The organism is Methylosinus sp. C49, assembly GCF_009936375.1.
Lineage (GTDB): Bacteria > Pseudomonadota > Alphaproteobacteria > Rhizobiales > Beijerinckiaceae > Methylosinus.
Map to the genome: position 1 here is coordinate 3,025,633 of NZ_AP022332.1, position 24,839 is coordinate 3,050,471.

Below are 24,839 nucleotides of genomic sequence, written 5' to 3' on the forward strand. Positions count from 1 at the left end.
CCATCAATGACAGGCTCGCGCCACCGGAGGCTCGAAATGAAAGCCAAGGACCTGATTATCGTCAACGCCGAGGTGACGACGCTCGATCGCGCCAATCCCGTCGCCCGCGCCGTCGCGATCCGTGACGGCAAATTTCTCGCCGTCGGCTCCGAGGCGGAGATACGCGCGGCGGCGCCCGACGCGGATGTGATCGACGCTGGCGGCAGGCGGCTCGTGCCCGGCCTCATCGACAGCCATATTCACGTGATCCGCGGCGGGCTCAACTACAATATGGAGCTGCGCTGGGACGGCGTGCCGACTCTCGCCGATGCGATGGCGATGCTGAAGAAGCAGGCGGAAAACACGCCGCCGCCGCAATGGGTGCGCGTCGTCGGCGGCTTCACCGAACATCAGTTCGCCGAGAAGCGCTTGCCGACTCTGGACGAGATCAACGCCGCGGCGCCCGAGACGCCGGTGTTCATTCTGCATCTCTATGATCGGGCCTTGCTGAACGCGGCGGCGTTGCGCGTCGTCGGCTACACGAAGGACACGCCGAATCCGCCGGGCGGCGAGATCGTTCGTGACGCCGCCGGCAATCCGACCGGACTGCTGCTCGCTCGGCCCAACGCCATGATTCTCTATTCGACGCTGGCCAAGGGTCCGAAGCTGCCGCATGATTATCAGCTGAATTCCACCCGGCATTTCATGCGCGAGCTGAATTCGCTCGGCGTCACCAGCGTCATCGACGCCGGCGGCGGATTCCAGAATTATCCCGACGACTATCAGATCATCGAGACGCTGCATCGAGACGGCGAGCTGACGCTGCGCATCGCCTATAATCTCTTCACGCAAAAGCCGCGGGAAGAGCTCGCCGATTTTGCGAATTGGTCGACGAAGGTGAAGCCGGGCGATGGCGACGATCTCTATCGCCACAATGGCGCCGGCGAAATGCTGGTCTATTCCGCGGCCGATTTCGAAGACTTCCGCGTCGAGCGTCCCGACATGCCGGCGAGCATGGAAGCCGATCTCGAGCCGGTCGTGCGCCTGCTCGCCGAACGCAAATGGCCCTGGCGGCTCCATGCGACCTATGACGAGACGATCAGCCGCGCGCTCGATGTATTCGAGAAGGTCGACAAAGATATTCCGCTCGCGGGCTTGAATTGGTTTTTCGACCATGCGGAGACAGTCAGCGAGCGCAACATCGACCGCATAGCGGCTCTGGGCGGCGGCGTCGCCGTTCAGCATCGCATGGCGTTTCAGGGCGAATATTTCGTCGAGCGCTATGGCGCCAAAGCCGCGGAGGCGACGCCGCCGATTACATGCATGATGGCCGCCGGCCTGAAGGTCGGCGCGGGCACCGATGCGACGCGCGTCGCAAGCTATAATCCGTGGGTTTCGCTCTCCTGGCTCGTCACCGGCAGGACGCTCGGCGGCCTCACGCTCTATCCCGCGCGCAACCGTCTCGATCGCGAGACGGCGCTGCGCCTCTGGACCGAAGCCAACACTTGGTTCTCGAACGAAGAAGGCAAGAAGGGCGAAATCAAAGTGGGGCAACTCGCCGATCTCGCGCTGCTGTCCGATGATTATTTCAAAGTCGCCGAAAGCGAGATCGTCCACATACGTTCCGTGCTGACGCTGCTCGGCGGCAAGATCGTTCACGGCGAAGGCGATTACGCCACGCTCGCGCCCGCGCTGCCGAAAGCCATGCCAGATTGGTCGCCCGTCGCCTCTTTCGGCGGCTATCGCCGCGCGCCCGACGCCACGCGGAGGCTAGTCTCCGCCTGCGGCTGCGTTTCCGCCTGCGCCGTACATGGGCACGACCATGCGGCCGCGCTCGGGGCGCAAGTTCCGACAGCCGATGCGCGGAGCTTTTGGGGCGCTTTCGGTTGCGGCTGCTGGGCGGTTTGAATGTCGATTCCGAAATTGGAGACAAATATGCGCCGAACCAAATTCCTCGTCGCGGCCGCCGCATTCGGTCTCGGCGCCGCCATCACCACAGCGGCTCCCGCCGCCGCCCGGCCGCGCGCCGCGACCGACTTCGCCGTTGGGCCGCAATATGACACGACTCATGTCTATGTCGCAGCGGCGGACTTCGACAAATTCGTCGCGAGCTTCGTCGCGACATTCGGCGGCGAGACCAGCAAGCAGGGCCAATTCCAGGTTACGCCCACATCCAGCCTCACCAAATCGCAGCTCGTGCTCACGCCTGCGGGCACGATTTCCGTGTTCGGCTTTCTCACGCCCGTTCCCTATCCTTTCGGGGCCGAGCGCACGGGCTATCTCGTCACCGACATAGACGCCGCGGTGAAGGCGGCGAGACGCAATGGGGCGATACGGCTGATCGAAACCTTCCCCGACCCCATCGGCCGCGACGTCGTGGTGCAATGGCCGGGCGGCGTGAACATGCAGCTCTATTGGCATACGGCCAAGCCGAATTATGCGCCGCTGACGAGCATCCCCGAAAACCGCGTCTATCTCACCGCCGACGCCGCCGATGAGTTCATCCGTCGCTGGACCGGCTTCGCGCATGGACGCATCCTCTCCGACGAGAAGTCGGCGCCCGGGAGCGAAGTCGGTCAGCCGGACAAGACGATCCGCCGCGTCCGCATCGCCTCCGGCTATGGCAAGCTCACGCTTTTGGTCTCCAACGGACAATTGCCCTGGCCGTGGGGCCGCGATTTCACCGGCTATGAGGTGAGCGACCTCGAAGCGACGCTCGCCAAGGCGAAGGCGGCCGACGCAAGAATTGTCGCGCAGCCCTATGACGCCGGAGATCGACGGGCGGCGTTCGTCGAATTTCCAGGCGGCTATATCGCCGAAATCCATCAGGCGCGCGCGCGATGAGCGCGAGCTCCGAGCCCATCGCGGCGATTCTCTCGTCGCGATGGACGAGCTTCCTCATTCGCCTGCTGCTCGTCGCGGCCTATCTGCTCGGCGGCGTGAGCAAGCTTTTGGATTGGCCCGGCGCTGTGGCGGAACAGGCGCATTTCGGACTGCATCCGCCCACCCTCTTCGCCGCGTTGACGATCGCGGTCGAGCTCATCGGTCCAGCGCTCATTCTTCTCGATCGATTGGCGTGGCTCGGAGCGGCGGCGCTCGGGATTTTCACCTTGCTCGCCGCTTTCATCGCCAATCCCTTTTGGACGATGCAGGGGCCGGAGCGCATAGCGGCGACGAACGCTTTTTTCGAGCATCTCGGGCTCGTCGCGGGCTTCGCCCTCATCGCCATGCTCGACCTCGGCAAGCGCGACCGAAAGCCGCTCATAGGCGATCCCACGCATTCGCCGCTGCCGTGGCTGTTGTTGCTGCTGTCGGTCACGACCGGCCTCGTCGATGCGATCAGCGTGCTCGGCCTCGGCAAGGTCTTCACCGCGAATATGACCGGCAATATCGTCTTCCTCGGCCTCGCCGCGACAGGGGCGCCTGCCTTCGAGCCGATTCCTTATCTCGTCGCCCTCTCCGCCTTTCTGCTAGGCGCGCTCGGCGCCGGACGCATCGGTCGCGCGCATGTCGGCCTGCCGCTGCGTCGCTGGCTGACCGCGGCCGCGATCATCGAGGCGCTATTGATCTGGGCGAGCGCGGTCATGGCCTTCGGGGTCGAAGCCACGAGCCCGCGCTCGGCGATCACGATCTACGCGATCATCGCATTCACCGCCGTCGCCATGGGTTTTCGCAACGCGACCATTCGGCAGCTCAAGATTCCCGATCTGACCACGACCGTTCTGACCTTGACGCTGACCGGACTCGCCGCGGATTCGCCGCTCGCCGGCGGCGCCAACGCCAATTGGCCTCGGCGCCTGGGCAGTGTCGCGGCAATCTTTCTCGGCGCGGGGATCGGCGCGTTTCTCGTCGTCCATAGCGGTCTCGCGGCGCCGCTGTTCCTGGCCGGAGCGCTGATCCTGCTTGGAACCATCCTCTGCGCGCTTCATCCCTCATCGAGCGAGCCGGCAAAGGGTTGACGAGGTTTTCTCGAGAATGAGATCCCGATCAAACGTCGCTCAGCCCTTCGACCGGCAAATCGGCCGCCCCGAGCGCGACGAAGCGATCGACCAGCCACGAGGCGGCCGGTCCCGGCGGAGTCTCGCGCCGCCAAATGCACGAAAAGCGATAGAGGCCGCCCGGATGATCCGGCATGGCGAGCCGCACCAGCGCGCCCGACGCCAGATCGCTCGCGATCATATGCAAAGGCATGTTGCCCCAGCCGACGCCCTCGCGCAGCAAAGCGTGCTTGGCGCCGAGATCGGCGAGCCGCCAGCTGCGCGGGCTGATCACAGAGAAATCGCGTCCCTCGGTGAAGCGCGAGCGATCCGTGAGCACGAGCTGCGTATGCTCGCGTGCGGCGCCGGGCGGGATGCGCGCCATGCGCCCCAGCGGATGATCGGGAGCCGTGACCGGGATCAGCGCAATCGATCCGGCCGCGATGCTCTCTATCCCCTCGACGCCGAGCGCGAGCGGCCCCGACACGCCGATCATCGCCGCGCCGCCCTGCACCAACGCCGTGACCGCGCCGAGCGCCTCCATATGCAGCCGCAGCTGCACCGTCGGGAAATGCTGCGCGAATTCCCGCAGCACGGCCCCTACCCGCTCGGTCGGCAGCATCACATCGACGGCGAGATCGACCTCCGCCTCCAGCCCCTCGAGCAGGCCTTTGACCTTGGCGCGCAAATCATCGACGCCGCGCGAAATCGCCCGCGCCTCCGCCAGCAGCGCGCGCCCGGCCACAGTGAGCCGCGGCTTGCGCGTTCCATCGCGCTCGAACAGCTCTATGCCGAGCTGCGCCTCGAGGTTGGCAATCCCATAGCTGATGACCGAGACGGCGCGATTCAGTCGCCGCGCAGCGCCGGCGAAGCTGCCGGCGTCGACGATGGCTAGAAAAATGGTCAGCTGGTCGAGGCTGGGCGTCCTTGGATCGCTCACTTTTCAACTTTCTCGAATAGTTCGACCAAAATTATCCGACTGAACAGAAAGGCGCGCAACCCTTAAATCCGTCTCCATCGACAGCAACCGATCACGCGACGGGAGATTGCAAATGATCGAACTCAGACCTTTCGACAGCCTCGGCGGCGCCGATCACGGCTGGCTCGACGCCAAGCATCATTTCTCATTCGCCGGCTATCACGATCCCGAGCGGATGCATTGGGGCAATCTGCGCGTCTGGAACGATGACACGATCGCGCCGCACTCCGGCTTTCCGACGCATCCGCATCGCGACATGGAGATCGTCACCTATGTCCGTGAGGGCGCGATCACGCATCAGGACAGTCTCGGCAACAAGGGCCGCACCACGGCCGGCGATGTGCAGGTGATGAGCGCGGGCTCAGGGATCGCCCATTCCGAATATAATCTCGAGAACGAGACGACCCGGATCTTTCAGATCTGGATCCTGCCGACGACGCGCGGCGGCGCGCCTGGCTGGGGATCGCGGCCCTTTCCCAAGGGCGAGCGCTCGGGCCGTTTCGTCACGCTCGCTTCCGGCTTCGACAAGGACGGCGACGCGCTGCCGATCCGCACCGATGCGCGCGTCCTCGGCGCGACGCTCGAGGCCGGCGCGACGGCGGAATATACGCTCGGCCGCGAGCGCAAAGCCTATCTCGTGCCGGCGAGCGGCGCCGTGCAGATCGATGATCTGCGCGTGAACGCCCGCGACGGCGCCGCCATCAGCGATGTCGAAATCCTACGCGTCACAGCGCTGGAGGACAGCGAGATCGTTCTCGTCGACGCCGCGTGAACTCGGGACCGGCTCCCGGGCGCCGGCAGCCATTCAAATCGTGAAGAAAGGATCGAGACAATGACCAATGTTCGTAATGCGGAATACGCCGCTCTGCTGCTTCGTGTGACCCTCGGCGCGCTGTTTCTCGCGCATGGGCTGCTCAAAATTTTCGTGTTCACATTGCCGGGAACGGCGAAATTTTTCGAGTCGCTCGGCTATCCGTCGCTGCTCGCCTATGTGGTCGTGGCCGCGGAGATCGGCGGGGGCCTCGCATTGATCTTCGGCATTCTCACCCGCGTCGTGTCCCTCACGCTCATTCCTTTGATGATCGGCGCGCTGATCGTGCATCTGCCCAATGGCTGGCTGTTTTCCAACGCCAATGGCGGATGGGAGTTTCCGGCGCTGTGGACGGCGCTCCTGATCGTGCAGGCTCTGCTCGGCCCTGGCGCTTTCGCCGTCAGGCTCCCGCAGGCAGAAGGACAGGCGCGCGGGACCACGGCGCACGGCTGAAGCAACGAGCCGGCCACCCACGACAAAGAACGAGCAGGGTACACAGAGCGTCATCGACGCGCTCCCCACCCTGCTCGCAAACGACCTCCGCCGAACTGCTCTGAACGACTTTGCCAGGAGATGACCGATGCGCGATCTCAAATCTCATGAGCCGAACGATTCGGGCCAATCCTTCTGGTCCGAGTTCCGCCATCGTGCTTTCGCGATCATATGGACCGCGACGGTCGTCTCGAACATCGGAACCTGGATGTACAACGCCGCATCCGGCTGGCTGATGACCGGCCTGGACGCGAGCCCGATGACAGTATCGCTGATTCAAGTCGCGTCGAGCCTGCCCATGTTTCTTTTCGCGCTACCGGCCGGGGCGCTCGCCGACATCGTCGACAGACGCCGCTTCCTCATCTATGCGGAAATTTCCGTCACCATCGTCGCCGCAGCGAGCGCCGTGCTCGTCAGGCTCGATATCATCACTCCTTTCCTCTTGCTGCTCTGCACCTTCCTCCTCAGCATCGGGGCAGCCCTCACCGCGCCCGCCTGGCAATCGATCGTTCCGCAATTGGTCCCTCGCCGTGATCTCCCCGCGGCGGTCGCGGGCAATGGCGTCGGCATCAACATCAGCCGCGCCATCGGTCCAGCCCTCGCGGGAGTCGTCATCGGCGCGTTCGGAAACGCGGCTCCGTTCTAGCTCAACGCCGCGAGCAATTTCGCCGTGATCGGCGCGCTCCTATGGTGGCGTCCGCCTGCGAACACCGAGCATGCGCTGCCGGCCGAACGGCTGATGAGCGCATTGATCATTGGATTTCGCCATGCCCGCTATAATCGACCATTGAGGGCCACTTTGATGAGAGCGGCTTTCTTCTTCTTTTTCGCGAGCGCCTATTGGGCTCTCCTTCCGCTGATCGCGCACAGCCAAATCGAGAGCGGCCCTGCCATCTATGGCATGCTTCTCGGCGCCATCGGCCTCGGCGCCGTCATCGGCGCGTTGGCGCTTCCGCGTCTGAGGCGCGCGCTCGACGCAGACGGGCTCGTTATTCTGGGCTCCTGCGGCACAGCGGCGACATTGGCGACGCTCGGGCTCGCGCGCTCGCCGACGCCCGCCTTGGCCGCATGTGTTCTCGCCGGCGTCTCCTGGATCCTCGTGATCGCGACGCTCAATGTTTCGGCGCAGACGTCGTTGCCAGACTGGGTGAGGGGACGCGGACTCGCCATGTTCGCGACCGCTTTCTTTGGCGCGATGACCCTCGGCAGCGCAGTCTGGGGGCAAATAGCCACGATGCTCGATCTTTCGACGACGAATTACGTCGCAGCGGCAGGCCTTCTGTTCGGCATTCTCCCGAGCCGCCGATGGAAGCTGTCCGCAGGCGCCGGCACGGATCTCACTCCGTCCATGCATTGGCCGAACCCGGTGATCTCGATCAATGCGGAGGCGGATCGAGGCCCCGTCATGATCAGCGTCGAATATTCTGTCGACTCCCAGCATCGCGACGCCTTTTTGCAAGCTGTCCGCGAGCTCGGCGAAGGACGACGCCGCGACGGGGCCTATGCCTGGGATATTTTCGAAGATGTCGCCCAAGAGGGACGCTTCGTCGAAATCTTCTACGTCGCTTCTTGGCTCGAGCATTTGCGGCAGCATCGTCGCGTGACGAACGCCGATCGCATCCTTCAGGAAATGGTTCGCCAATTCGGGGCCGACCAGGAGCCTAAAGTCACGCATCTCATCGCCGCATCCTCGAGCGCCTCCGGCTCCGAGCGGATCGCCTCATAGGTCGTTCACCACAGAAATTTAACTTCCGCGCCGAGATAATTGCCGTCATGTCCACCAGCGCGACGAATTGTGTCGCCTGCCGCAAAATGCACGCATTCGAGCGCTGCGGAAAGATTTGCCGTTACAGCCCAATCCATGCGCAATTGCTCATAGGCGCCGGTCCAGCGGCCCGGCGATCCGGCTGTGCCGGCGACGGCGATATTCGGAAACACATAGATCGCATCCGCTGTGGTTTCGCGCCATTGCAGGCCGACGCCCGCGAGCACAGTCACCTTGTCGCTCGCCGCGAGAGTGAGGGACGGTTTGAGGTAAATGAGATTCGCATAGCCGGTGAATCCCGCCAGCGTGAAGTAATAGCCATTGGGAAACAGCGGATCGAAGGTCTCGATCTGTCCATCTCCCCTGCGCCGGTCCCCTGAGGCTGCATCCGCTTGAATTCCGATGCGCGGCCTCAGCGGCAGCATCGAGAAGCGATAGCCTGCGCGCGCCCCGGCAGCCCATGCGCGAATGCTCTTGGCGCCGACGCTTCCCGACTGCGCCATTCCCTCGACATCCCAATCGAATCCGTCTTTTTCTCCAGCGAAGCGAATATCGAAAATATGTCGACGCTCGCTTCCCGAAGCGTCCAGATAGGAGGCGCTTCTATTGCCGTAAAAGGAATAATATGCGGAGAGTTCATTCTGGCCGAAGACATGCCGCTCCAGGCGTAGCGTATGGAATTGAACATCTCTCGTCGATCGATCGTCGAAAGCCTGTTCCCGATAATATTGAACCGGGCGGCTCACGAAGCCGAGAACGCGCCACGGCTCAACCTCGAAATCGAGCCACGCCGCGTCGAACGCCTGCCTGACGTTCGGACCGTCGCGATTCGAGACGAAGCGCTGGAGATCGAAGGCGAACTCCTGACGACCGATGCGCGCCTTCAGCGCGCCATCGGGGAACGCATGGCCATATTCCAAAAAGGCCAAACGAAGATCGGGGGGATTCTGATCGGCCTTTCCCAGATTTTTCTTGTCGAAGGCGCGCGCATCCTCGATTTGCGCAAAGATCCGCCAGTCCTCACTCAAATGCAAATCGGCGTGCAGCTGAATGCGCTGAAGCAGATAGCTGTCGTTCCGATTGGTCTTGCCGACGCCGAAGGACGGCGCATTGGCGAGCTCGAACCGCTCACGCAGAGTCGCGCCGAAGGAGAGATAGAAATTCGGATCGCTCAGCGACAGCGGGATGAATTTGAGCTCGTCTCCGGGCTCTGTGCGGAGGCCGGGATCGGCGAGCGCCGACCAATTCTCCTGCCAACGATTGGACATGAGCCGCGGTCGGCTCGGTGCGACGCTCGCGGCTTCATCCGCATGCGCGCCGCAAGCCGAGACGATCACGATCAACGCCAACGCGTTTCCGCCGCCGCGCCACGACATGATGCTCACCCCCTACGCCGAACGCTCACTACGCGATCTCGAGCCATCGTCCGAGACATACGATCAGCGGCGTGGTCTTGCCGACCCAGCGACAGGCGCGCCGGCCGCGGTCGTCTACCTGGACCAAGTCGTCATCGATCCTCACGATTTTCTCGCGACGATCGAATACGCCGGCTGCTGCGAAGCGTCTTGCATGTTCGTATGCGCTATTTCACAATCGTCCTGTGACAGCGGGACGTCCTACTATCGCACGCGCTGCCGCCAAACCTTCGGCGTCACTCCGACATCCCGGCTGAAAATTCGCGTGAAATGACTTTGGTCGGAAAAGCCGCAGTGAAGCGCGATTTCCGACAAGGGGAGGTTCGTCGTGCGCAACAAGCGCTGCGCATTGTCGATCCGCTGTTTCAGCAGCCATTGATAGGGGCTGATGCCCGTCGACTCGCGAAAAGCCCTGAAAAAGTGGCTGCGAGACATATTCAAGGCCTCAGCGATCGCGGCGATAGATGTCCCATCCTCCTCGTCGGTGGAGACGAGCATCTCCTTCGCCTTCCGAACCATCACGGAACCCAGTCCGCGATCGAAGCCCGTCGCTTCGCTTCGCCGATCGCCATGACGCTTCAACAGATGCGCGCCGATCGTAGTCGCCATCTGCTCGATCAGGATCGGATCGAGGAGCTCTGGATCCTCGAGGAGTGGAAGAACGGCGTTTGCGAGGTGATATAAGATTATGTCTCGCTTCGTGAGCTGGCGGGCCAGTCCGACATCCGGTGAAACGCCCGCGACTTTTTCTGCATCCTGCCAAAACTCCGGCATCAACTCGATGAGAAAGAAATCGAAACTTCCATCCATCTCCGCTTTGTAGTTCTCTTCGAAGTCTCGGAGATAGATGTCGCCATGATCGAATAGACAATCATGCGCGGCTCGGCCTTCTCGGAGGCTGCGCCGGTGTCCGTCGGCCAGGGAAATACCGATCAGAACGCCGCGATCCTGCGCCGGCGTGGCGACTTGCGCACGATGCCGCCCGCTGGCGGCCTTGCGGCGAAAAACCATATGGCCCGCGTCCAAAGCCTGATCCTTGCTCAGCTCGGTCAGCGAGCAGCCCAGAGAGTCCTTTATGGCGCCCGCTTTCGGGCTCGCGCCTTTTGCCGCTGCATCCATTTTCATTTTCCTTCAGCATGTTGCGAAAAGGATTCTGCGCCGTATTCGCCTCGCTAGGCCCGCGGGCTCGACGGTGGGTAGACAATTCCCCGTTCCCGGGTAGAGACAATTATGTGTATTTAATTCATGTTACAAATCTGATTTTGTTAGTTTATGTTAGCTGGTAAAGGGGCGGCGCGGTTCGTCGCAGAAGAGCCCGTCTCGGGGGAAGTTATGGAGGGCGTCTACACCTTTGGGGATTTCCGGCTGGAAACGCGCTCCCGTCGCCTATCCCGCGGCAATCAGACCGTGCCGATCGGGGATCGGGCGCTCGACATCCTGCTTCTCTTGATCCGAACACCGGGCGAGACGGTCAAGCGAGCGGACATCGTCGCGGAGGTCTGGGGAGCATCGCAGATTTCAGACGGAGCGTTGAGATTTCAGATCAACGAATTGAGAAGCGCGCTGAAATCGAATGGGGCTCGGCTGATCGGGACCGTCGCTCGAACCGGCTATTATTTCAGCGGAACGGTGAGCTTTCGCTCAGAGCCTCGGTTTGTCGAAAGCGCGATCGAGAGTCCAAGGCAGAGCGCGGAACGCCGAAAGCGCTTCGAAACGGGCGCGATCGTCGGTCGGGACGACACGATACGCGAAACCATCGATTCTCTCGGGTCGAATGTCTCCCTCACCATCACTGGGCCGGGCGGCATCGGCAAGACCACCGTCGCAAAATGCGCCGCGCGCGCGCTCCTTGCGGAGGGGCGTCCTGATCCGATCTGGCTCGACCTGTCGAACGGATCGGAAGACGAAGATATTTGGCCGGCGCTCGCGCGCGAGCTCGGCGTCGGCGCGGGCGCGCAAAACCTCGCTGAGGCGGCGCTGTCCGCCCTGCCGAGGAACACACCGCTGCTCGTTCTCGATTGCTGCGAGCATGTCATCGACAGGGTCGGGCGCTTCATTCGTGACATCCGAAGCATGGGTCTCGCGACGCCGATCCTCGCGACCTCGCGCGAGACTTTGCGTATTCGCGACGAGCGGGTCATTCGGCTCGCGCCGCTCGGTTTGCCCGGCGCGAACGAGCATCTCGATTTCGCGAGCGCCGGCGCTTATGGCGCTCTCGAACTGTTCATTCGACGCGCGCGAGACATGGCGGGCGAATATACGCTCGCCGAGACCGATGTGGATGCGATCCGAAACATCGTTCGGCGTCTCGACGGCATTCCTCTCGCCATCGAGCTCGCGGTCGCGCATCTTTCCAGCTTCAGCCCGCAAGATCTCGATCGGCTCCTGCAAAAGGATTTCGATCTCGTCGGTCTTCTGCCGCGCGACACGCCGGATCGGCATCAGACGCTCCGTAACATGATCGACTGGAGCTATGATCGGTTGGAGGCGCGCGATAAGACCGTGCTCGATCAATTGTCGATTTTCGTCGGCGGCGCAGACCTCGACGCCTGTCTGCATGTGATCTCCGGAGAGGGCGTTTCCCAAAATGGATTGATCGAGGCGCTGGCGCGATTGGTCGAGAAATCGCTCGTGATACGAGAATGCGCAAGCGGGCGCACGCTCTATCGGTTGTTGGACACGACGCGAGCCCATTGTCTCGCGAAACTCCGCTCGCGCGGCGAGGAGGATCGCGTTCTCTCACGTCTGACGCGCTATCTGGCGGCGGCCATCCGCGATCAGACGAGCGTCGAAGGACATAAGCAGACGGTCGACCGATGGTTCGGTCCCGCCTGTCCCAATCTGGCCAATCTGCGCCTCGCAAAAGCTTGGGCCTTCGGCGCCGGCGGCGATCCGGCGCTCGCCGTCGAATTGGCGCAATATGCGGCGCCGCTGCTGATGCAGCTCTCCTTGTTGTCCGAATGCGAGAGCATGGCGCGCGACGCTCTCACCGATCGCGAGAAGGTCGATGCTCCGTTCGAGGTTTGGCAAGCGCTGAGCGCGTTTTTGGGGGCTGCGACTCTGGCGACAAAGGGGCCGACCGACGACGCGAAAGCCGCGCTCGAAGCCGGCTCGAGCCGAGCGGCGACCCCGTCGAGCGCCCGGATCGCAGCCTTGGCGGCGTCAGGTCTCTATTGGCTCTGGATGTATCGCGGCGAGCCGCTGCGCGCGCTTGGCTGCGCGGAGGCTTTACGGCCGCAGGGCGACGCCGACCTAGGCGAGGACGACGATCTCGTGGCGGATAATTACGCCGCCATGGCGCATCAGGCGATGGGCCGCACGGCCGCGGCTGAACGAGAGCTCAGAGACGTGGTCGATCGCCAAGCGCGCGTCAGCCTTGGCCGCTTCATGCGCATCGGCAGCGATCCCGGTCTCATGTCGCAGATTTTTTTGATGAAGACACTCTGGCTGCAAGGACGCTTTCGAAGCGCGATCGACCTCTACGAACACATCCGCCCCGGCTTGCGCGCGCCGGAGCATGGGCTCTATCGCGCCTGGGCGCTGAACGAGGCGCTCGTTCCTCTCTATTGCGCCATGGGGGATTATGACGCCGCGCGCGCTGTGATCGAAGAGCTTGCCGCTTCAGCGCAAGGTCAGTCGATGCAGATCAGATGCGTCGCGGGGCTCGCGGCCGAAGCCGCTCTGGAAACCAAGGTCTCAGGCCGTGTGCGATCGGACTTGCCGCGGTTGCTGGGAACATTGCGGCGCAATCATTTCCATCTTCTTTTGCCGTGGCTCGAAGGCGTTCACGCCGAGGCCCTTCTCGCGGAAGGAGACCTCGATGCCTGTCGCGCCATTTTGAAGGATGCGATCTCTTTCTGTGAAGCCAACCAGAATGGATGGTGGTTGCCAGAGCTCTCGTCGCTGATGGGGCAATTGGAGACACGCTCGGCGAACGATGCGATGGCGGCGGCTTGGTTCGAGAAGAGCCATTGCTTATCCACGTCGCAAGGCTCGCTCGCGCTCGCGATCAGAAATCTCCACCGCGTCAAGATTTGGAGCGATGCGCCGCTGGCTCTACGAAAGAAGGCAGATGAATGGGGCCACTGGCTGTCGGAGCATTATCCCGACGACGGCGATCCAATGTTTTGGGTTCCGAAAGACTGAATGCGAAAGGCGAGAAGCTAGAGGCCAAAGGCGGCCGCATGACACTCACCTTTCGGGTTTCGATCGTGGCTCTCCCGAGCTTCCGTCTCTCGGTTACGGCGCAAGCAAGTCGCTCGAGACAAAGAAATGCAAGGTGAGCCGGCCCTTTGTCGATTCCACGTAACGCTTCACCAGATTCGTCTTGTGAGACGGGAGCCCGTCCACCACCAAATGCACAGGCTTCGATCGATTGCGCATCATCTTTTGCAGGAGCTCGACGATCCGAAGGCGCCGCATGAGAACGAAAATGGGCCGGGACTTTCTGGAGCGCCGAGTCACTTCGAGACAAAAAGAGTCGAGGCGAACCGACCCGAGCCCCCCTTCCTGGGTAACTTTTATACGTAATTTCAAACATATATGCTCGACAGAGAAGGCAGCTGCGGGTCATAGCGCGACCTCCAGCTCCCCAGCGCCCAGCTTCATCCTGTCCGGCGCGCCATTCCTCGAACAGATGATCGCAGTGACGAGCCGGTCTGGATGGCGCGGGACGTGTCGCGCAGCGCCGGTCTGCCGCCATAGGCCGTCGTCAGCCGATCGACATCGAATGCGGCCGGCGCATTCGACCTCTGCTTTGGTCGGATGCGCGCTCCAATGCGATCGTCGCTCTCTCGTCGATAGGCGCCGATCCTCCGCCTAGAGCAGCTCCAACGCCTACGCCGATGAGCGTCCGATCGATCTCGACGCCCGCATCTTTGCGGCGTCGAGCATCGAAATTGCTTTCGACGACGAAAGCGCCAGACCGACATCGACGCCGCGACATGCTTTCCGGCTCGATCCGAGCCGAAGGGATTCTCGCCGCGTCACACGCGCTCGCTGCGCTCTTGCGTAGGAAATCGAGTGCCCGTAACAATTTCGTCGGTTGCGCGAACTAATAGCTCGGAGGCCGGTTTCGGCTCATAAGAGGAGGCATCGGATGGATCGTCGTTCTTTCAATCTCGCGCTGGTGGGATCGCTCGCCACGGCGCTCACCCTCGTGGCTTCCGCCGCTCCCGCGGAGGAAGAGGGCAAGGAAAAATGCTTCGGAGTATCCCTCAAGGGTCAAAATGATTGCGCGGCTGGCCCGGGAACGACCTGCGCCGGGTCGTCCAAGATCGACTATCAAGGCAACGCCTGGAAATATGTTCCACGCGGCACCTGCGCCTCGATCAAGACGCCTTTCGGCAATGGCTCGCTGGAGGCGCTCAAGCGGCGCACCTGATCTTCGCGACATTCCATGACAGAAGGCGCATGGGGAGAAGCATGGACGAAACCGTTTCGACCTTTTCGTCCCGTCTCCCCGCTCTCGCCGGGGTCGGCTTCAAGCCGGCGCATTTCGATGCGATTCTCTCCAGCGCGCCATCTGTAGGATTCTTCGAGATTCACGCGGAGAATTACATGGGCGATGGCGGTCCGCCGCATCGCCAGCTCTCGCGTCTTCGCCAGGATTATCCGCTTTCGATTCACGGCGTCGGACTTTCGATCGGCTCCGGCGAGCCGATCGATCGTCGGCATTTGGAGCGGTTGCGCGCGCTTTGCGACCGCTACCGTCCCGAGAGCTTTTCCGAGCATCTGGCCTGGTCGACGCATGGCGGCGTCTTCTTCAACGATCTCCTGCCGCTGCCCTACACGCGTGAGACGCTGGAGCGCTCGATCGACAAGATCGACGAGACCCAGAATGTTCTCGGACGGCAGATTTTGCTGGAAAATCCAGCGACCTATCTCTCATTCGCGGAAACCGAGCTGTCCGAGCCGGAGCTTCTCGCCGAAATCGCGGATCGCAGCGGCTGCGGACTGCTTCTCGACGTCGAGAACATCTATGTGACGGCGACGAACAAGGGCTTCGACGCGGCGGACTATTTGTCCAGATTCGCTTTCGCTCATGTGCGCGAAATTCATCTCGCCGGCCATTTCGACACGCGCGGCGCAAGTGGCGAGCCTTTTGCGCTCGACGCGCATTGCGCGCCTGTCGCCGAGGCCGTTTGGACGCTTTTCAGCCGAGCGCTGGCGCAGACAGGTCCTGTCGCAACCCTCGTCGAATGGGACAATGAAACGCCCGAATGGCCGGCGCTCGCTCGAGAGGCGCAGCGCGCGCAATCCATTCTCGACAGCGCGTCGCGGCGGGCCGCATGAGAGAGGCCCCTCGAATGTGGGAGAGAACGCAGGCGCAATTCGCCGCCGCTCTGCTCGACGCGCGCCGGCCGGCGCCCGCTTCGCTGGCGTCCGAGAGGGGCGCGGCCGCCGATCGTTTCAATGTCTATCGCAATAGCGTCGTCGGCGGGCTCGTCCGAGCGCTGGCGACGCGTTTTCCGGCTGTGGAGCGTCTCGTGGGCGAAGAATTCTTCGCTGCAATGGCGCGCGAGTTCGTGCTCCTGCGGCCGCCGATCTCCGCTGTGCTGCTCGAATATGGCGAGGATTTCGCCGATTTCGTCGCGCGCTTCGCGCCCGCTTCTGAGCTGCCCTATCTCGCCGATGTGGCGCGGCTCGAGGATGCGCGCGTGCGCGCCTATCACGCAGCCGACATAGAGCCGATGTCGCCGCAATCGCTGGCCTCGGTCGCTCCCGATCGTCTGGCGGAGCTCACTTTCGAAATTCATCCATCGGCCTACGTGCTGCGCTCCGACCATCCGATGGCGACGATATGGGCGATGAATGCGGGAGAGGCCAAGGCGGCGCCGCTGGAGCATTGGGACGCCGAAGACGCTCTCGTGGCCCGTCCACGAATGCGCGTCGAGACGCATCGCCTCGCGCCCGGCGGAGCGGTTTTTCTTCAACGCCTCGCCGCAGGCGCGCAATTCGGCGAGGCCGTTCGCGCCGCGACCGCCGAGGCGCCGACATTCGATTTGTCCATGACGCTGGTCGACGCGCTCACGGCAGGATTTTTCACTGCAATCAGAGGTGACACATGAATAATTCCTCTCATGAAGCGACGCGGCCCGCATCGGGCGCCTCGCTCTGCGTTCTCACGCAGCGCGTGATCGGAGCGCTCGAGAGCATTCCCTATTCCGTCATCGCGCTCGGCGCCCGCATTTTCCCGGCCGCTGTCTTCTGGCAATCGGGACAGACGAAGCTCGAGGGTTGGCGTGTCTCGGAAAACGCCGTTTATCTCTTCAAGGAAGACTATAAGCTGCCGCTGCTCGATCCCGTCGTCGCGGCGCATGCCGCCACGATCATGGAGCATGTTTTTCCAATTCTGCTCGTGCTCGGTCTCGCGAGCCGGCTCGCCGCGGCGGCGCTGCTCGCCATGACGCTGGTAATCGAAATCTTCGTCTATCCCGACGCCTGGCCGACGCATGGCGTCTGGGCCACCTGCCTGCTGCTCATCGTCGCGCGCGGGCCCGGCGTCGTTTCGATCGATCGCCTCCTGCCGCGCCGGTGCGCGCGCGCGTGAGCGCGGGCGCGTCACGCAGATAGCGAAATCTTCGTCACCAAACCATCCGCGAACCATTGCGCCAGAAAACCAGCGGCGCGCTGCAGCAGAGTCTCGTCATTGTTCTGAAACTCGAGCAGCGCGCAAATATCGCCGAAGCTCTTGCCGTCTCGCGCCTCGATGAGCGCGAGACGCTCGTCCTCGCCGATCTCGCGATAGACGGGCTCATCGTCTCTGCGCCAGACGAGAATCGTTTCGACGCTTTCATGGTCCGGGCGCTCGGCCTCCTCTCCATCGACGAGCGCGCCATAGAGGCGCGCGACCCCTTTGGCGAGGTCGAGCATCGCGACGCTCGGATGAAACTCGAAGACCAAGCGAGGCCAATCTTCGGCCTTTGTGGCGGCCAGCGCGTCGATGGCGAGCGGCGACGCATCCGCCGCATCGAACGCATCCGCCAAGCCTCTTTCGAACAGAGCGAGATCGCAGGCAGCTCGGTTGCTTCTCCACTGCGGGCTCTCCCGCATGACATCGGGCAGACGCCATGCATACCATCGCGCATTGCGATGACGCGACGGCGCCGCGGCGATGTAATCCTCGACCAGAGCGCCGAAGGCGTCATCGCTCATCAGCTCTCGGAGAGTCGGGAAATCATTGGAGATGAATTCGGCGAGACGCAGACGATAAGCGTCGACATAGACGCCGAACAATGTCTTGCGATCGGTGCGCGGCGAATCCCGAACCGAATCGAGAATGGCCGTCTCGCCGGATTCGAGCCCCGCGAGCACGCCGGCCTGAAAGCGCTCTTGCAGCTCGCGCAGCGTCATGCCGCGCTCCACGCGCGGAGCCGATCGGCTTTCCGCGCGATCTCGCGCATCCGCTCCATCTCGGCGAGCAGCTCCTCGAAGGGCGGATAATTGTCGTCGCGCTCGATCATGGCTGCAACCTCGCCGAAGCGGATGCGCGCGCGCTCATAGAGCGCCCAAACCTCCTCGCAGACGGGCTGGTCATGGGTGTCGATCTTATGCGTGTCATAGCTCGTATGGCCGGCGAGGTGCATTTGCGCGACGCGCTCGACCGGAATCGAATCCAGGAATTTTTCGGCGTCGAACCCATGGTTGAAGCCCGACACGAAAATATTGTTCACGTCGAGCAGGAGCAGGCAATCGGCGCGCTGCGCCATTTCCGTCACGAACTCCCATTCCTCCATCTCGGACTCTTGGAAAGTCGCATAGGTGGACGCATTTTCGACGAGCAGCCGACGGCCGAGAAAATCCTGCACGCGGCGAATGCGGTCCACGACATGATCGAGCGCTTCGCGCGTATAGGGGATCGGCAAGAGATCGTGCAGATTGGCGCCGTGAACGCCCGTCCATGCCAGATGATCGGAAATCCACGCGGGCTCGATCCGTTCCGCCAGCGCCTTCAGCTCGCCGAGATAGTCGAAATCGAGCGGATCGCTGGAGGCGAGCGACATCGACACGCCATGCATCACGATCGGATAGTCCACGCGGATGCGGTCGAGAATAGCGAGCGGGCGTCCGCCGGGAATCATATAATTCTCAGAAATGATCTCGAACCAATCGACGTTGGGCTTCTGCTCCAGAATGATCGGATAATAGGTCGATCGAAGCCCGAGCCCGAAACCGAGCGATGACGGCGCGCTCATGCCGATCCTCCCGAGCGAAAATGTGACTCGAAAATGAAAATCGGCGCGGGCGCGCGCACGACGGCCGCCCGCGCCGGCGCGATCACATCTCGGCGACCGTGCCGCCCTTCGCCTTGCAGGCCTTCGCCGACTTGGCCGGCAGCCAGCCCTGGCCCTTGCAGGAATTCTGGCCCTTGCAGGCGCTGCTCTCGGTCTTGCAGGCGCTCTTGCCCTTGCACGCATTGACGCCCGCGCAATGGACGGGGGCCTTTTTGGCGAGCGCCGGCGCGACGGCAGCGCCGCTCATCGCGAGAGCAACCGCCGCCGCGGCAATCGAGACGCCTGAAACGATATTGGTTTTCATTCTTGTCTCCTTGGACATTCGGTCGCTTCGGAAGCGATCCGGCGAGCTCGGAAGCCCGAGCCCGCCCAAATCCAATACGTCCATCGGAGTTGAAAATTACACAGCAAGCGCGGCTCCTCGAAAATTCTTTTCGCGGCGCCGCGCGCCTCGGCGAACTAAATTCGTAGACGAAGCGACATGCCCGCCTGCCAGTTCTTCATGATCTGCGGACCATTGAGATCCTGGTAGACCGGAAGGCCGGCTTCCGCGGCCACCGTCAGATTGTCGAAGCCGATGAACTTTCCGCTGACCGTCCAGCCGCCGAACAGCTCGACGCGCTTGCCGCCATAGAAAAGCGGATTGGTCGGCGCGGCGATTCCACGAATCTCCGGGTCGAAGCCGGCGATGCGTCCCTGCAAAGAGCCGAGCACGCGAAAGGTCGTCGTCAGGCCCGGAATCCAGGTGTAGCCCGCCCAGCCATTGAACTCATGCAGATTTCCCCACATGTAGCCTTGCGGATTGGCGGCCAGCGGATGGCGCCCACGATAGGAAACGCCCCACGACCATTTGTCGAGATGGCCCGCATAGACGACGCCGGGCATGATGTCGAAAGTTCCCGTGCCCTGCTGCATGCCGTAGAAGGCGCGGACGAGGGCGCGCGAGCCGTCCGGCAGCAGCAGGCCGTTGAAGGTCGCGTGATTGCTGCCCGTCGGGAAGGAGAAGCCGAGATTGATCAAGACGCGGTGGATATCGTCCTGATAGACGCGATAAATGCCGGACAGGGAGAAGTCGACCAGGCTGACAGTTCCCACATAGCTTCTGCCGCGCTGTTGGCTGCCTGTCGCGCCGCTGAAGGTCAGCGGCTCCAGATTTTTCTCGCCCATGCCGCCGGTGAAGACCAGCGAGAAGTCCTTTGTCACGCCATAGGCGAGGCCGACCACTTGCGTCTTGGCCGCGATGTTCTGAGGAACGATGCGCACGGTGCGCGTCGGGTTGAGGAAGAACGGGACATTGTTGACGATATATTCGTTCGACACATTGCGCGTGCCGATCCTCATGCCCGAAAAATTGGCGAAGTTCGGCGTGATCGAGAGCACGAGCTTCTCGGGCGGGGGCATGTCGGCGCCGAAAACGCCCATCGGCGCCGGGGCCAAAGGCGCGGGCGCTGGGGCCGGCGCCGCCGCGGCCGCCGTTGCGAGCCAGCCGCCAGCCGGCGATGCGTCCTCCGAATGCGCGGCATTTGCGGACAAGGCGAGCGCCATCGCCGAAACAAGAGAAATGTTCTTCATTATTGCCCCCTTCAACGGATCGATGTGCGTCGATCCGCGCCCCTTACGATGTAAATCGATCGCCGAGACTACGGGAGCGCATGCTCTCGCTTAAGTCAGAAATTCCATTTCCCGTGTGTTTCCGTAGCTATTTGCCGCAAGTGTGTCTTTTCGGCAACGTTCACTCTCGAAGACGTGCGCAAGCTTCGGCGCGACGCTCGTGAGAGCGACGCGTGCGACGATCACGCTCGAAAAACGAATGTTCAGAGATCGACGACGAGGATTCCTTCGGGCCTCGCTCGACATGCGAGAATCAATCCGAGGCCGATGTCCTCCTCGGTGAGGCTGTCCGTGCAATCATGGACGGCCTTTCCTTCGAGCGCCGTCGTCTTGCACACGCCGCATTGGCCGGCGCGACAGGAATTCGCCGCGTCGATTCCATTGGCGAGCGCAATGTCGAGCACATAATCGGCGCTCGTGCATTCGATCTCCTTGCCGCTCGTCGAAAAGACGATTTTCGCCGGCGACGCATCGGCCGGCTTCGCCGTTGCGGTCGAGGGACTCGGCGCTCCGCCGAAGCTCTCCTGCGCAAATCGCGACATGTCGAATCCCGCGTCCGACAGACCGACGCGCACGCTCTCCGTGAAGCCGTCTGGGCCGCAGAGATAGACGGCGCGCGAAATCATGTCCGGCGCGAGCTGCGACAATAGCTCGATCGAGAAGCGGCCGATGGGGCCGCTCCATTCCTCCGGCGTCGCGCGCGAGCAAACGAAGTCGCAGCGAAAATTGGGGAAGCGCGCCTCGAGCAGACGAAGCTCGCGTTCATAGACGAAATCTTCTGGACGCCGCGCGAAATGCACGAAGCGAATGTCTGCGTCGGCGGCCGTGTCCAGCAACCAGCGCGCCATGGACATGACCGGCGTGACGCCGCTGCCGCCAGAAACGAAGAGATAGGGTCCGGCGGCGCCGTCGACGCAGGTGAATTTGCCGTAAGGGCCGCCGGCGGAGAGCGACATGCCAGCGCGCAATCGATCGTGCAGCCAATTGGAGACGAGGCCATTCTCGACGCGCTTGACCGTCACCGACAGAACATGCGGCCGTGAGGGCGACGAGGAGATCGTATAGCTGCGCCGAACGATCCGCCCGTCGATCGGCAGCTCCAGCGTGACGAACTGTCCGGGCTTGTAGCAGAAGAACTTCCGCGGCTCTGCCACGAAGTCGAAGGTTTTGACGTCATGCGTCTCGTCGATCACGCGCAGGCAGCTCAAGGACAGCTTGCCGCCGCTCCAGAAGGTGTCGTCTCCAGCGAGCTCGAGATGCAGCGCGCCGCCGCTATCCGTCGGCGCCGGCCTTGTCTTCGACATGCGATGCAGAGCGGCGGCGTGTACGCGGGCGGAAGGCCGCCGGATCAGCTCGTCGAGCGCCTCGACGGAGACGTGCGCCTTCGTATCGGTCTTGAACCATCCCGCTCGGCGATCGGCGGCCTCGAGAATTCGTCGCGAGAAGGACAGCAGATCCTGCTCGAGGATGGCCTGCTCTTCGGAGGGAAGCTCGGCGAGCACGCAGGCGAGCGCCGCCGCGACGGCGCCCGAATCGACATCGAGATCGCCATCGACATAGCGTCGCCACAACGCCCCCTTGTCGCGCTCTGTGAGCGGCAGCGACCGACGCAGCAGAGCGGAGCGGCACCAGTCGGGAGAACGCAGCAGAGCGTCGAAACGCTCCATCTCCAGCGCCGACATCGCGCCGTCGCCATCGGCGATCCGTAGAAACAGCAGCATCGGCAGCTCGACAATCGCCGTTGATTTGTCTTTCGTCGCCGTCATGATGTCTGCAATTCCTGTTTCGCTTTGGCCGATGCGGCGGCCATATTGTCGAGCAGATAGCCCGTGACGGTCTTCAATATGCTCTGCACGGCGCTCGCGTCGCGCCCGAGCAGATCATCGACGGCGCGGCGCGGAATTGCGACCACGGTCGCTTCGTCGCTCGTCACCTCGACCGACGCCGCGCGCGGCCTGCCGCTGATGACGCCGAGCTCGCCGAAAACAGTGCCCGCGCTGCCGCGACCGATGATCTCGCGGCCGTTCTTTTCGGGAACCCAGGCGACGGTCTCTCCGCGAACCAGCACGAACATGCCGTCCGAGCTTTCGCCGTGACGACAGATCTGCGTCCCTTTCGGATGACGTTCGATCGTCGAGCGGCGAGCGATCTCCGCGAGCTCCGACAAATCGACGCGCGAGAACACCGAGGAGACGAGAAGCTCCGCCATTATCAGCACGATGGGCGAGCGCTCGCCATGCTTGGCGCGGGCGACGATCTCCTCGGCGAGAGGCGGCAGAGCCTCATTGTGAGCGAACATCTCACGGGCGAGAGCGGCGCCTTCCGCAGATTCGGCCGCGAGCGCGGAGACCGCGAGCGCGCGCACGAGCGCGTCGCGATCGTCGAGGAAGGTCCGAAACACCACATCGGCCGGCCGCGACATTTCGATAATCTCGAAATAGGATGCGGAACCGGCGGTTCTGGCGTCGTGGATCGCGTCGCGCAATGCGGCGGGAGCCATGTCGATCATCTCCGCGAGGGCGGATTTTCCCTCCGTCCCTAGAATGAGCGCGATCGGCCGCACGAGCTCCGCCGCGCGCGCGGCGTCATCGAGCGTCGCGGCGAGATGGACGATTTCGCGCACGAGCTGAGTCTGCCATTTGACGATCGTCTTCGCCAGCAGCGAGGCCTCCGGCCGCTTCTCATGCGAGAGCGTGAAGCGCGCGGCCTCGGTCCATTTCAGCGAATGCGACAGCGCGGCGATCCGCTCGGTCAAGCGCGCCTGATCATTTGTCGCCTCGCCGAGGATCTCGGCGTGCTCCTCGTCGGAAATATTGAACCAATTGCGCATCTGCCGGATCGAGACGAGCGTCTCCGCCCGCGCCAGCCAAGCCTTTGGGGCAACGCCGGCCGCGAGCCCCTTTTGGATGAGATCGGTCACGAATTCGCGATAGTTCCGCCGCCGCGCATGTTCCTCGACCGTCCGCGCGAGGTCGGAATTGAACAGCGACGGATCCTCGACGCCGAGCGCATGGGCGATCGCGTCATGGTCGGAATCGGAGAGGCCGAGCTGAATGCGAAGATCGCGCAGCAGCTTCAGGCTCTCCGAGGAGCGCGTCTGACCCGTCGCGAGCGCATCGGCGAGAATGGCGCGATAGGCGTTGCGCTTCTGGTCGACGGAGAAGTTGGGAAGCGTCTTGGCGAGCACATAGATTTCATCGGCCGACAGCTCGTCCAGCGAACGGCCGTCCAGAAACGCCTCCGATCGGAAGCCCATGCGCTCGAGCTCTTGCCGCAGCGCATTGCCGAGGCTCTCGTGCCGGTAGAGATCGGCATTGCGCGTCAGCGAGCGAATGAGCCAAGCGACCGATGTCGCGGCGATGGCGAGATCGATGAGCTTGATGGCGATGGGCGGCATCAGCAGGATATTCGGCCGGCCGGCGAATGCGTAGAACAAAGTGAAAGCGGCGAAGCCCGAAAACGTCAACATATGGTGCCGACGCTGCGCCTTGGAGAGCGAGACGCCGCGAGCCTCGGCGCAACGGGCGTAGAGCTTCTCCAATGCGAGGAACAGTCCGAATGAGACGCTCATGCAGAGGAGAATATAGGCCGGCGCGGCGACGATCTTCGGAACCGGATAGGCGTGGCCGCCGATATAGAGGCCCGATTTCAGCAGCGCGCCGAACTGGTCGCTCTCATGCGTCCAGTAGCCGCTCATATAATAATCCCATGTGCCCGAATAGACGAAATAATAAGTGTAAAAGCCGAAAACGAGGCCGAAAAACAGATAATAGACGTTCCGCTTCTGATCGAGATCGATGGCCTTCCAATAATTATTTTCGAGGTCGATGTCCGGGCAATTCGTCATGCAGCCGACACAGATGCTGCGGTCGGCGGCGTCGGTCGAAGCGCGACAGGAGGATTGCTTGATCGCGACGCGCTCGACGTGCGGCTTGGAATCGAAGAGGCCGCCGGGACCCGTGTAGATCTGCTGCACCACCGCCGTCGGACAAAAATAGTTGCACCAGCTCTTGCCGCCATAGGTGAAGCCGACGAAGACCGCAAAAGAGATGATGAAGATGAATGCCGCCGCGAGAGCGATATGGCTCGAATTGTAGAAGAGGATGCGCCCGGTCACGCCCAGCGTCAAAAACCCCAGCTGGAAATAATAATGATTGCGGCGCAGCCAGGATTGCGAGGGCAGCAGCGCCAATATGCGCTCGACCCGTCCGGTCTTACGATTCAAATTCGGCAGCTTACGCTCGAAGCCGAACATGCGGGCGAACTGGCTGGCGTGCGAGAGCGGGCAGACACGGCGCCAGAATTCATGACCGAGCAGCATGATCGCGAAAGGGACGAGCGGCACCGCCATCGTCCAGAAGATGCGGTTCGTCATCGAATAAGGCGTCGAATAGCGCGGAACGCCCTGAATGACGACAGGATCGTCGCCGATCCGAAACGGGCTGCCGGAGTCCGGCTGCGTGAGCCATACGGTCAGCGGATCGAAGAACAGAGCGACGATCAGCGCGCCCCAGGCGAGCAGCACAATAACTCTGACGTTCCGCATAGAACGCTCGGACGTCTGCGATAGCACC

Annotated in this window: 21 protein-coding genes and 2 pseudogenes; 12 read left to right on the plus strand and 11 right to left on the minus strand. The window is 62.7% G+C overall.

Annotation, left to right across the window (positions count from 1 at the left end; genetic code table 11):
* Nucleotides 1-36: 36 nt before the first annotated feature.
* Genes GYH34_RS14400 through GYH34_RS14410 form a run of 3 tightly spaced genes read left to right on the plus strand, consistent with a single transcriptional unit; the run spans nt 37 to nt 3,938 of the window.
* A complete protein-coding gene (locus GYH34_RS14400; protein WP_197745430.1) occupies nt 37-1,887 on the plus strand; it encodes an amidohydrolase in 1,851 nt (616 codons plus the stop codon).
* 27 nt (nt 1,888-1,914) lie between these two features.
* Nucleotides 1,915-2,823: a glyoxalase gene (locus GYH34_RS14405; protein WP_161914174.1), complete on the plus strand. Its 909-nt coding sequence runs from the start codon at nt 1,915-1,917 to the stop codon at nt 2,821-2,823.
* Nucleotides 2,820-3,938: a DUF1275 family protein gene (locus GYH34_RS14410; protein WP_197745431.1), complete on the plus strand. Its 1,119-nt coding sequence runs from the start codon at nt 2,820-2,822 to the stop codon at nt 3,936-3,938. The genes GYH34_RS14405 and GYH34_RS14410 overlap by 4 nt, the downstream gene beginning before the upstream one ends.
* A gap of 28 nt (nt 3,939-3,966) precedes the next feature.
* Here the strand turns inward: GYH34_RS14410 and GYH34_RS14415 are convergent, their stop codons facing one another.
* Nucleotides 3,967-4,896 carry a LysR family transcriptional regulator gene (locus GYH34_RS14415; RefSeq protein ID WP_161914175.1) on the minus strand — a complete coding sequence of 310 codons (930 nt, stop codon included), beginning with the start codon at nt 4,894-4,896 and terminating at the stop codon, nt 3,967-3,969.
* A gap of 112 nt (nt 4,897-5,008) precedes the next feature.
* Here GYH34_RS14415 and GYH34_RS14420 point away from each other — a divergent pair, with 112 nt between their 5' ends.
* The 3 genes and pseudogenes from GYH34_RS14420 (at nt 5,009) to GYH34_RS14430 (ending at nt 7,964) form a co-directional block, all read left to right on the plus strand.
* Entirely contained in the window at nt 5,009-5,707 is a 699-nt protein-coding gene (locus tag GYH34_RS14420) for a pirin family protein (RefSeq protein WP_161914176.1), read from the plus strand.
* Between the two features lie 60 nt (nt 5,708-5,767).
* Nucleotides 5,768-6,199, plus strand: coding sequence for a DoxX family protein (locus GYH34_RS14425; protein WP_161914177.1), 432 nt, complete (start codon nt 5,768-5,770; stop codon nt 6,197-6,199).
* Nucleotides 6,200-6,326: 127 nt separating this feature from the next.
* Nucleotides 6,327-7,964, plus strand: a pseudogene (locus GYH34_RS14430) (MFS transporter).
* A 5-nt stretch (nt 7,965-7,969) separates the two neighbouring features.
* Here the strand turns inward: GYH34_RS14430 and GYH34_RS14435 are convergent.
* Entirely contained in the window at nt 7,970-9,271 is a 1,302-nt protein-coding gene (locus GYH34_RS14435; RefSeq protein WP_348983896.1) for an alginate export family protein, read from the minus strand.
* Between GYH34_RS14435 and GYH34_RS21670 the strand changes: the two genes are divergently transcribed.
* Nucleotides 9,270-9,692 (plus strand): hypothetical protein, encoded by a 423-nt coding sequence (locus GYH34_RS21670; RefSeq protein ID WP_162561577.1) that lies wholly within the window; start codon nt 9,270-9,272, stop codon nt 9,690-9,692. The two genes, GYH34_RS14435 and GYH34_RS21670, sit on opposite strands and share 2 nt — an antisense overlap.
* Here GYH34_RS21670 and GYH34_RS14440 read toward each other — a convergent pair.
* Nucleotides 9,623-10,537, minus strand: a complete 915-nt coding sequence (locus GYH34_RS14440; protein WP_161914178.1) for a helix-turn-helix transcriptional regulator — start codon at nt 10,535-10,537, stop codon at nt 9,623-9,625. The two genes, GYH34_RS21670 and GYH34_RS14440, sit on opposite strands and share 70 nt — an antisense overlap.
* A 522-nt stretch (nt 10,538-11,059) precedes the next feature.
* The gene (locus GYH34_RS21950) at nt 11,060-11,860 is read right to left on the minus strand and encodes a hypothetical protein (protein WP_244635132.1); all 801 of its coding nucleotides are present in this window, start codon (nt 11,858-11,860) and stop codon (nt 11,060-11,062) included.
* Between the two features lie 15 nt (nt 11,861-11,875).
* On the opposite strand from GYH34_RS21950, the gene GYH34_RS21955 reads away from it, so the two are divergent.
* Nucleotides 11,876-13,564, plus strand: a complete 1,689-nt coding sequence (locus GYH34_RS21955; RefSeq protein ID WP_244635133.1) for a hypothetical protein — start codon at nt 11,876-11,878, stop codon at nt 13,562-13,564.
* Between the two features lie 123 nt (nt 13,565-13,687).
* On the opposite strand, the pseudogene GYH34_RS21960 reads toward GYH34_RS21955, so the two are convergent.
* Nucleotides 13,688-13,822 (minus strand): annotated as a pseudogene (locus GYH34_RS21960) (IS630 family transposase); the annotation flags it as partial.
* Between the two features lie 694 nt (nt 13,823-14,516).
* Here GYH34_RS21960 and GYH34_RS14450 point away from each other — a divergent pair.
* From GYH34_RS14450 to GYH34_RS14465, 4 genes are read left to right on the plus strand one after another with little or no spacing between them, the layout of a single operon-like run.
* Nucleotides 14,517-14,801 (plus strand): DUF2282 domain-containing protein, encoded by a 285-nt coding sequence (locus tag GYH34_RS14450; protein ID WP_161914180.1) that lies wholly within the window; start codon nt 14,517-14,519, stop codon nt 14,799-14,801.
* A 41-nt stretch (nt 14,802-14,842) separates the two neighbouring features.
* The gene (locus tag GYH34_RS14455) at nt 14,843-15,712 is read left to right on the plus strand and encodes a DUF692 domain-containing protein (RefSeq protein ID WP_161914181.1); all 870 of its coding nucleotides are present in this window, start codon (nt 14,843-14,845) and stop codon (nt 15,710-15,712) included.
* A 14-nt stretch (nt 15,713-15,726) separates the two neighbouring features.
* A complete protein-coding gene (locus GYH34_RS14460) occupies nt 15,727-16,488 on the plus strand; it encodes a DNA-binding domain-containing protein (RefSeq protein ID WP_161914182.1) in 762 nt (253 codons plus the stop codon).
* Nucleotides 16,485-16,970 (plus strand): DoxX family protein, encoded by a 486-nt coding sequence (locus tag GYH34_RS14465; RefSeq protein ID WP_161914183.1) that lies wholly within the window; start codon nt 16,485-16,487, stop codon nt 16,968-16,970. The genes GYH34_RS14460 and GYH34_RS14465 overlap by 4 nt, the downstream gene beginning before the upstream one ends.
* Before the next feature lie 11 nt (nt 16,971-16,981).
* Here the strand turns inward: GYH34_RS14465 and GYH34_RS14470 are convergent, their stop codons facing one another.
* From GYH34_RS14470 to GYH34_RS14495, 6 genes are all read right to left on the minus strand, one after another.
* Complete coding sequence (locus GYH34_RS14470) at nt 16,982-17,773, minus strand: DNA-binding domain-containing protein (protein WP_161914184.1); 792 nt, start codon at nt 17,771-17,773, stop codon at nt 16,982-16,984.
* Nucleotides 17,770-18,615, minus strand: coding sequence for a DUF692 domain-containing protein (locus GYH34_RS14475; protein ID WP_161914185.1), 846 nt, complete (start codon nt 18,613-18,615; stop codon nt 17,770-17,772). Before GYH34_RS14475 ends, GYH34_RS14470 begins: the two co-directional genes overlap by 4 nt.
* 82 nt (nt 18,616-18,697) lie before the next feature.
* Nucleotides 18,698-18,958, minus strand: a complete 261-nt coding sequence (locus GYH34_RS14480) for a hypothetical protein (protein ID WP_161914186.1) — start codon at nt 18,956-18,958, stop codon at nt 18,698-18,700.
* A gap of 155 nt (nt 18,959-19,113) precedes the next feature.
* Nucleotides 19,114-20,226: an alpha-amylase gene (locus GYH34_RS14485; protein ID WP_161914187.1), complete on the minus strand. Its 1,113-nt coding sequence runs from the start codon at nt 20,224-20,226 to the stop codon at nt 19,114-19,116.
* A 242-nt stretch (nt 20,227-20,468) separates the two neighbouring features.
* Nucleotides 20,469-22,031: a hybrid-cluster NAD(P)-dependent oxidoreductase gene (locus GYH34_RS14490; RefSeq protein WP_161914188.1), complete on the minus strand. Its 1,563-nt coding sequence runs from the start codon at nt 22,029-22,031 to the stop codon at nt 20,469-20,471.
* On the minus strand, nt 22,028-24,811 hold the full coding sequence (locus GYH34_RS14495; RefSeq protein WP_161914189.1) for a cyclic nucleotide-binding domain-containing protein: 2,784 nt from the start codon (nt 24,809-24,811) through the stop codon (nt 22,028-22,030). Before GYH34_RS14495 ends, GYH34_RS14490 begins: the two co-directional genes overlap by 4 nt.
* Nucleotides 24,812-24,839 lie beyond the last annotated feature (28 nt).

What these genes read in the sequence shown, in the direction of transcription:
- GYH34_RS14435 (WP_348983896.1), bottom strand. Translation starts at nt 9,271, where the DNA reads ATGTCCAATCGTTGGCAGGAGAATTGGTCGGCGCTCGCCGATCCCGGC.
- GYH34_RS14425 (WP_161914177.1), top strand. Translation starts at nt 5,768, where the DNA reads ATGACCAATGTTCGTAATGCGGAATACGCCGCTCTGCTGCTTCGTGTG.
- GYH34_RS14460 (WP_161914182.1), top strand. Translation starts at nt 15,727, where the DNA reads ATGTGGGAGAGAACGCAGGCGCAATTCGCCGCCGCTCTGCTCGACGCG.
- GYH34_RS21950 (WP_244635132.1), bottom strand. Translation starts at nt 11,860, where the DNA reads ATGCCGATCCGGCGTGTCGCGCGGCAGAAGACCGACGAGATCGAAATC.
- GYH34_RS14450 (WP_161914180.1), top strand. Translation starts at nt 14,517, where the DNA reads ATGGATCGTCGTTCTTTCAATCTCGCGCTGGTGGGATCGCTCGCCACG.
- GYH34_RS14490 (WP_161914188.1), bottom strand. Translation starts at nt 22,031, where the DNA reads ATGACGGCGACGAAAGACAAATCAACGGCGATTGTCGAGCTGCCGATG.
- GYH34_RS14470 (WP_161914184.1), bottom strand. Translation starts at nt 17,773, where the DNA reads ATGACGCTGCGCGAGCTGCAAGAGCGCTTTCAGGCCGGCGTGCTCGCG.
- GYH34_RS21955 (WP_244635133.1), top strand. Translation starts at nt 11,876, where the DNA reads ATGATCGACTGGAGCTATGATCGGTTGGAGGCGCGCGATAAGACCGTG.
- GYH34_RS21670 (WP_162561577.1), top strand. Translation starts at nt 9,270, where the DNA reads ATGAGCCGCGGTCGGCTCGGTGCGACGCTCGCGGCTTCATCCGCATGC.
- GYH34_RS14400 (WP_197745430.1), top strand. Translation starts at nt 37, where the DNA reads ATGAAAGCCAAGGACCTGATTATCGTCAACGCCGAGGTGACGACGCTC.
- GYH34_RS14475 (WP_161914185.1), bottom strand. Translation starts at nt 18,615, where the DNA reads ATGAGCGCGCCGTCATCGCTCGGTTTCGGGCTCGGGCTTCGATCGACC.
- GYH34_RS14480 (WP_161914186.1), bottom strand. Translation starts at nt 18,958, where the DNA reads ATGAAAACCAATATCGTTTCAGGCGTCTCGATTGCCGCGGCGGCGGTT.
- GYH34_RS14455 (WP_161914181.1), top strand. Translation starts at nt 14,843, where the DNA reads ATGGACGAAACCGTTTCGACCTTTTCGTCCCGTCTCCCCGCTCTCGCC.
- GYH34_RS14420 (WP_161914176.1), top strand. Translation starts at nt 5,009, where the DNA reads ATGATCGAACTCAGACCTTTCGACAGCCTCGGCGGCGCCGATCACGGC.
- GYH34_RS14485 (WP_161914187.1), bottom strand. Translation starts at nt 20,226, where the DNA reads ATGAAGAACATTTCTCTTGTTTCGGCGATGGCGCTCGCCTTGTCCGCA.
- GYH34_RS14440 (WP_161914178.1), bottom strand. Translation starts at nt 10,537, where the DNA reads ATGGATGCAGCGGCAAAAGGCGCGAGCCCGAAAGCGGGCGCCATAAAG.
- GYH34_RS14495 (WP_161914189.1), bottom strand. Translation starts at nt 24,811, where the DNA reads ATGCGGAACGTCAGAGTTATTGTGCTGCTCGCCTGGGGCGCGCTGATC.
- GYH34_RS14405 (WP_161914174.1), top strand. Translation starts at nt 1,915, where the DNA reads ATGCGCCGAACCAAATTCCTCGTCGCGGCCGCCGCATTCGGTCTCGGC.
- GYH34_RS14410 (WP_197745431.1), top strand. Translation starts at nt 2,820, where the DNA reads ATGAGCGCGAGCTCCGAGCCCATCGCGGCGATTCTCTCGTCGCGATGG.
- GYH34_RS14465 (WP_161914183.1), top strand. Translation starts at nt 16,485, where the DNA reads ATGAATAATTCCTCTCATGAAGCGACGCGGCCCGCATCGGGCGCCTCG.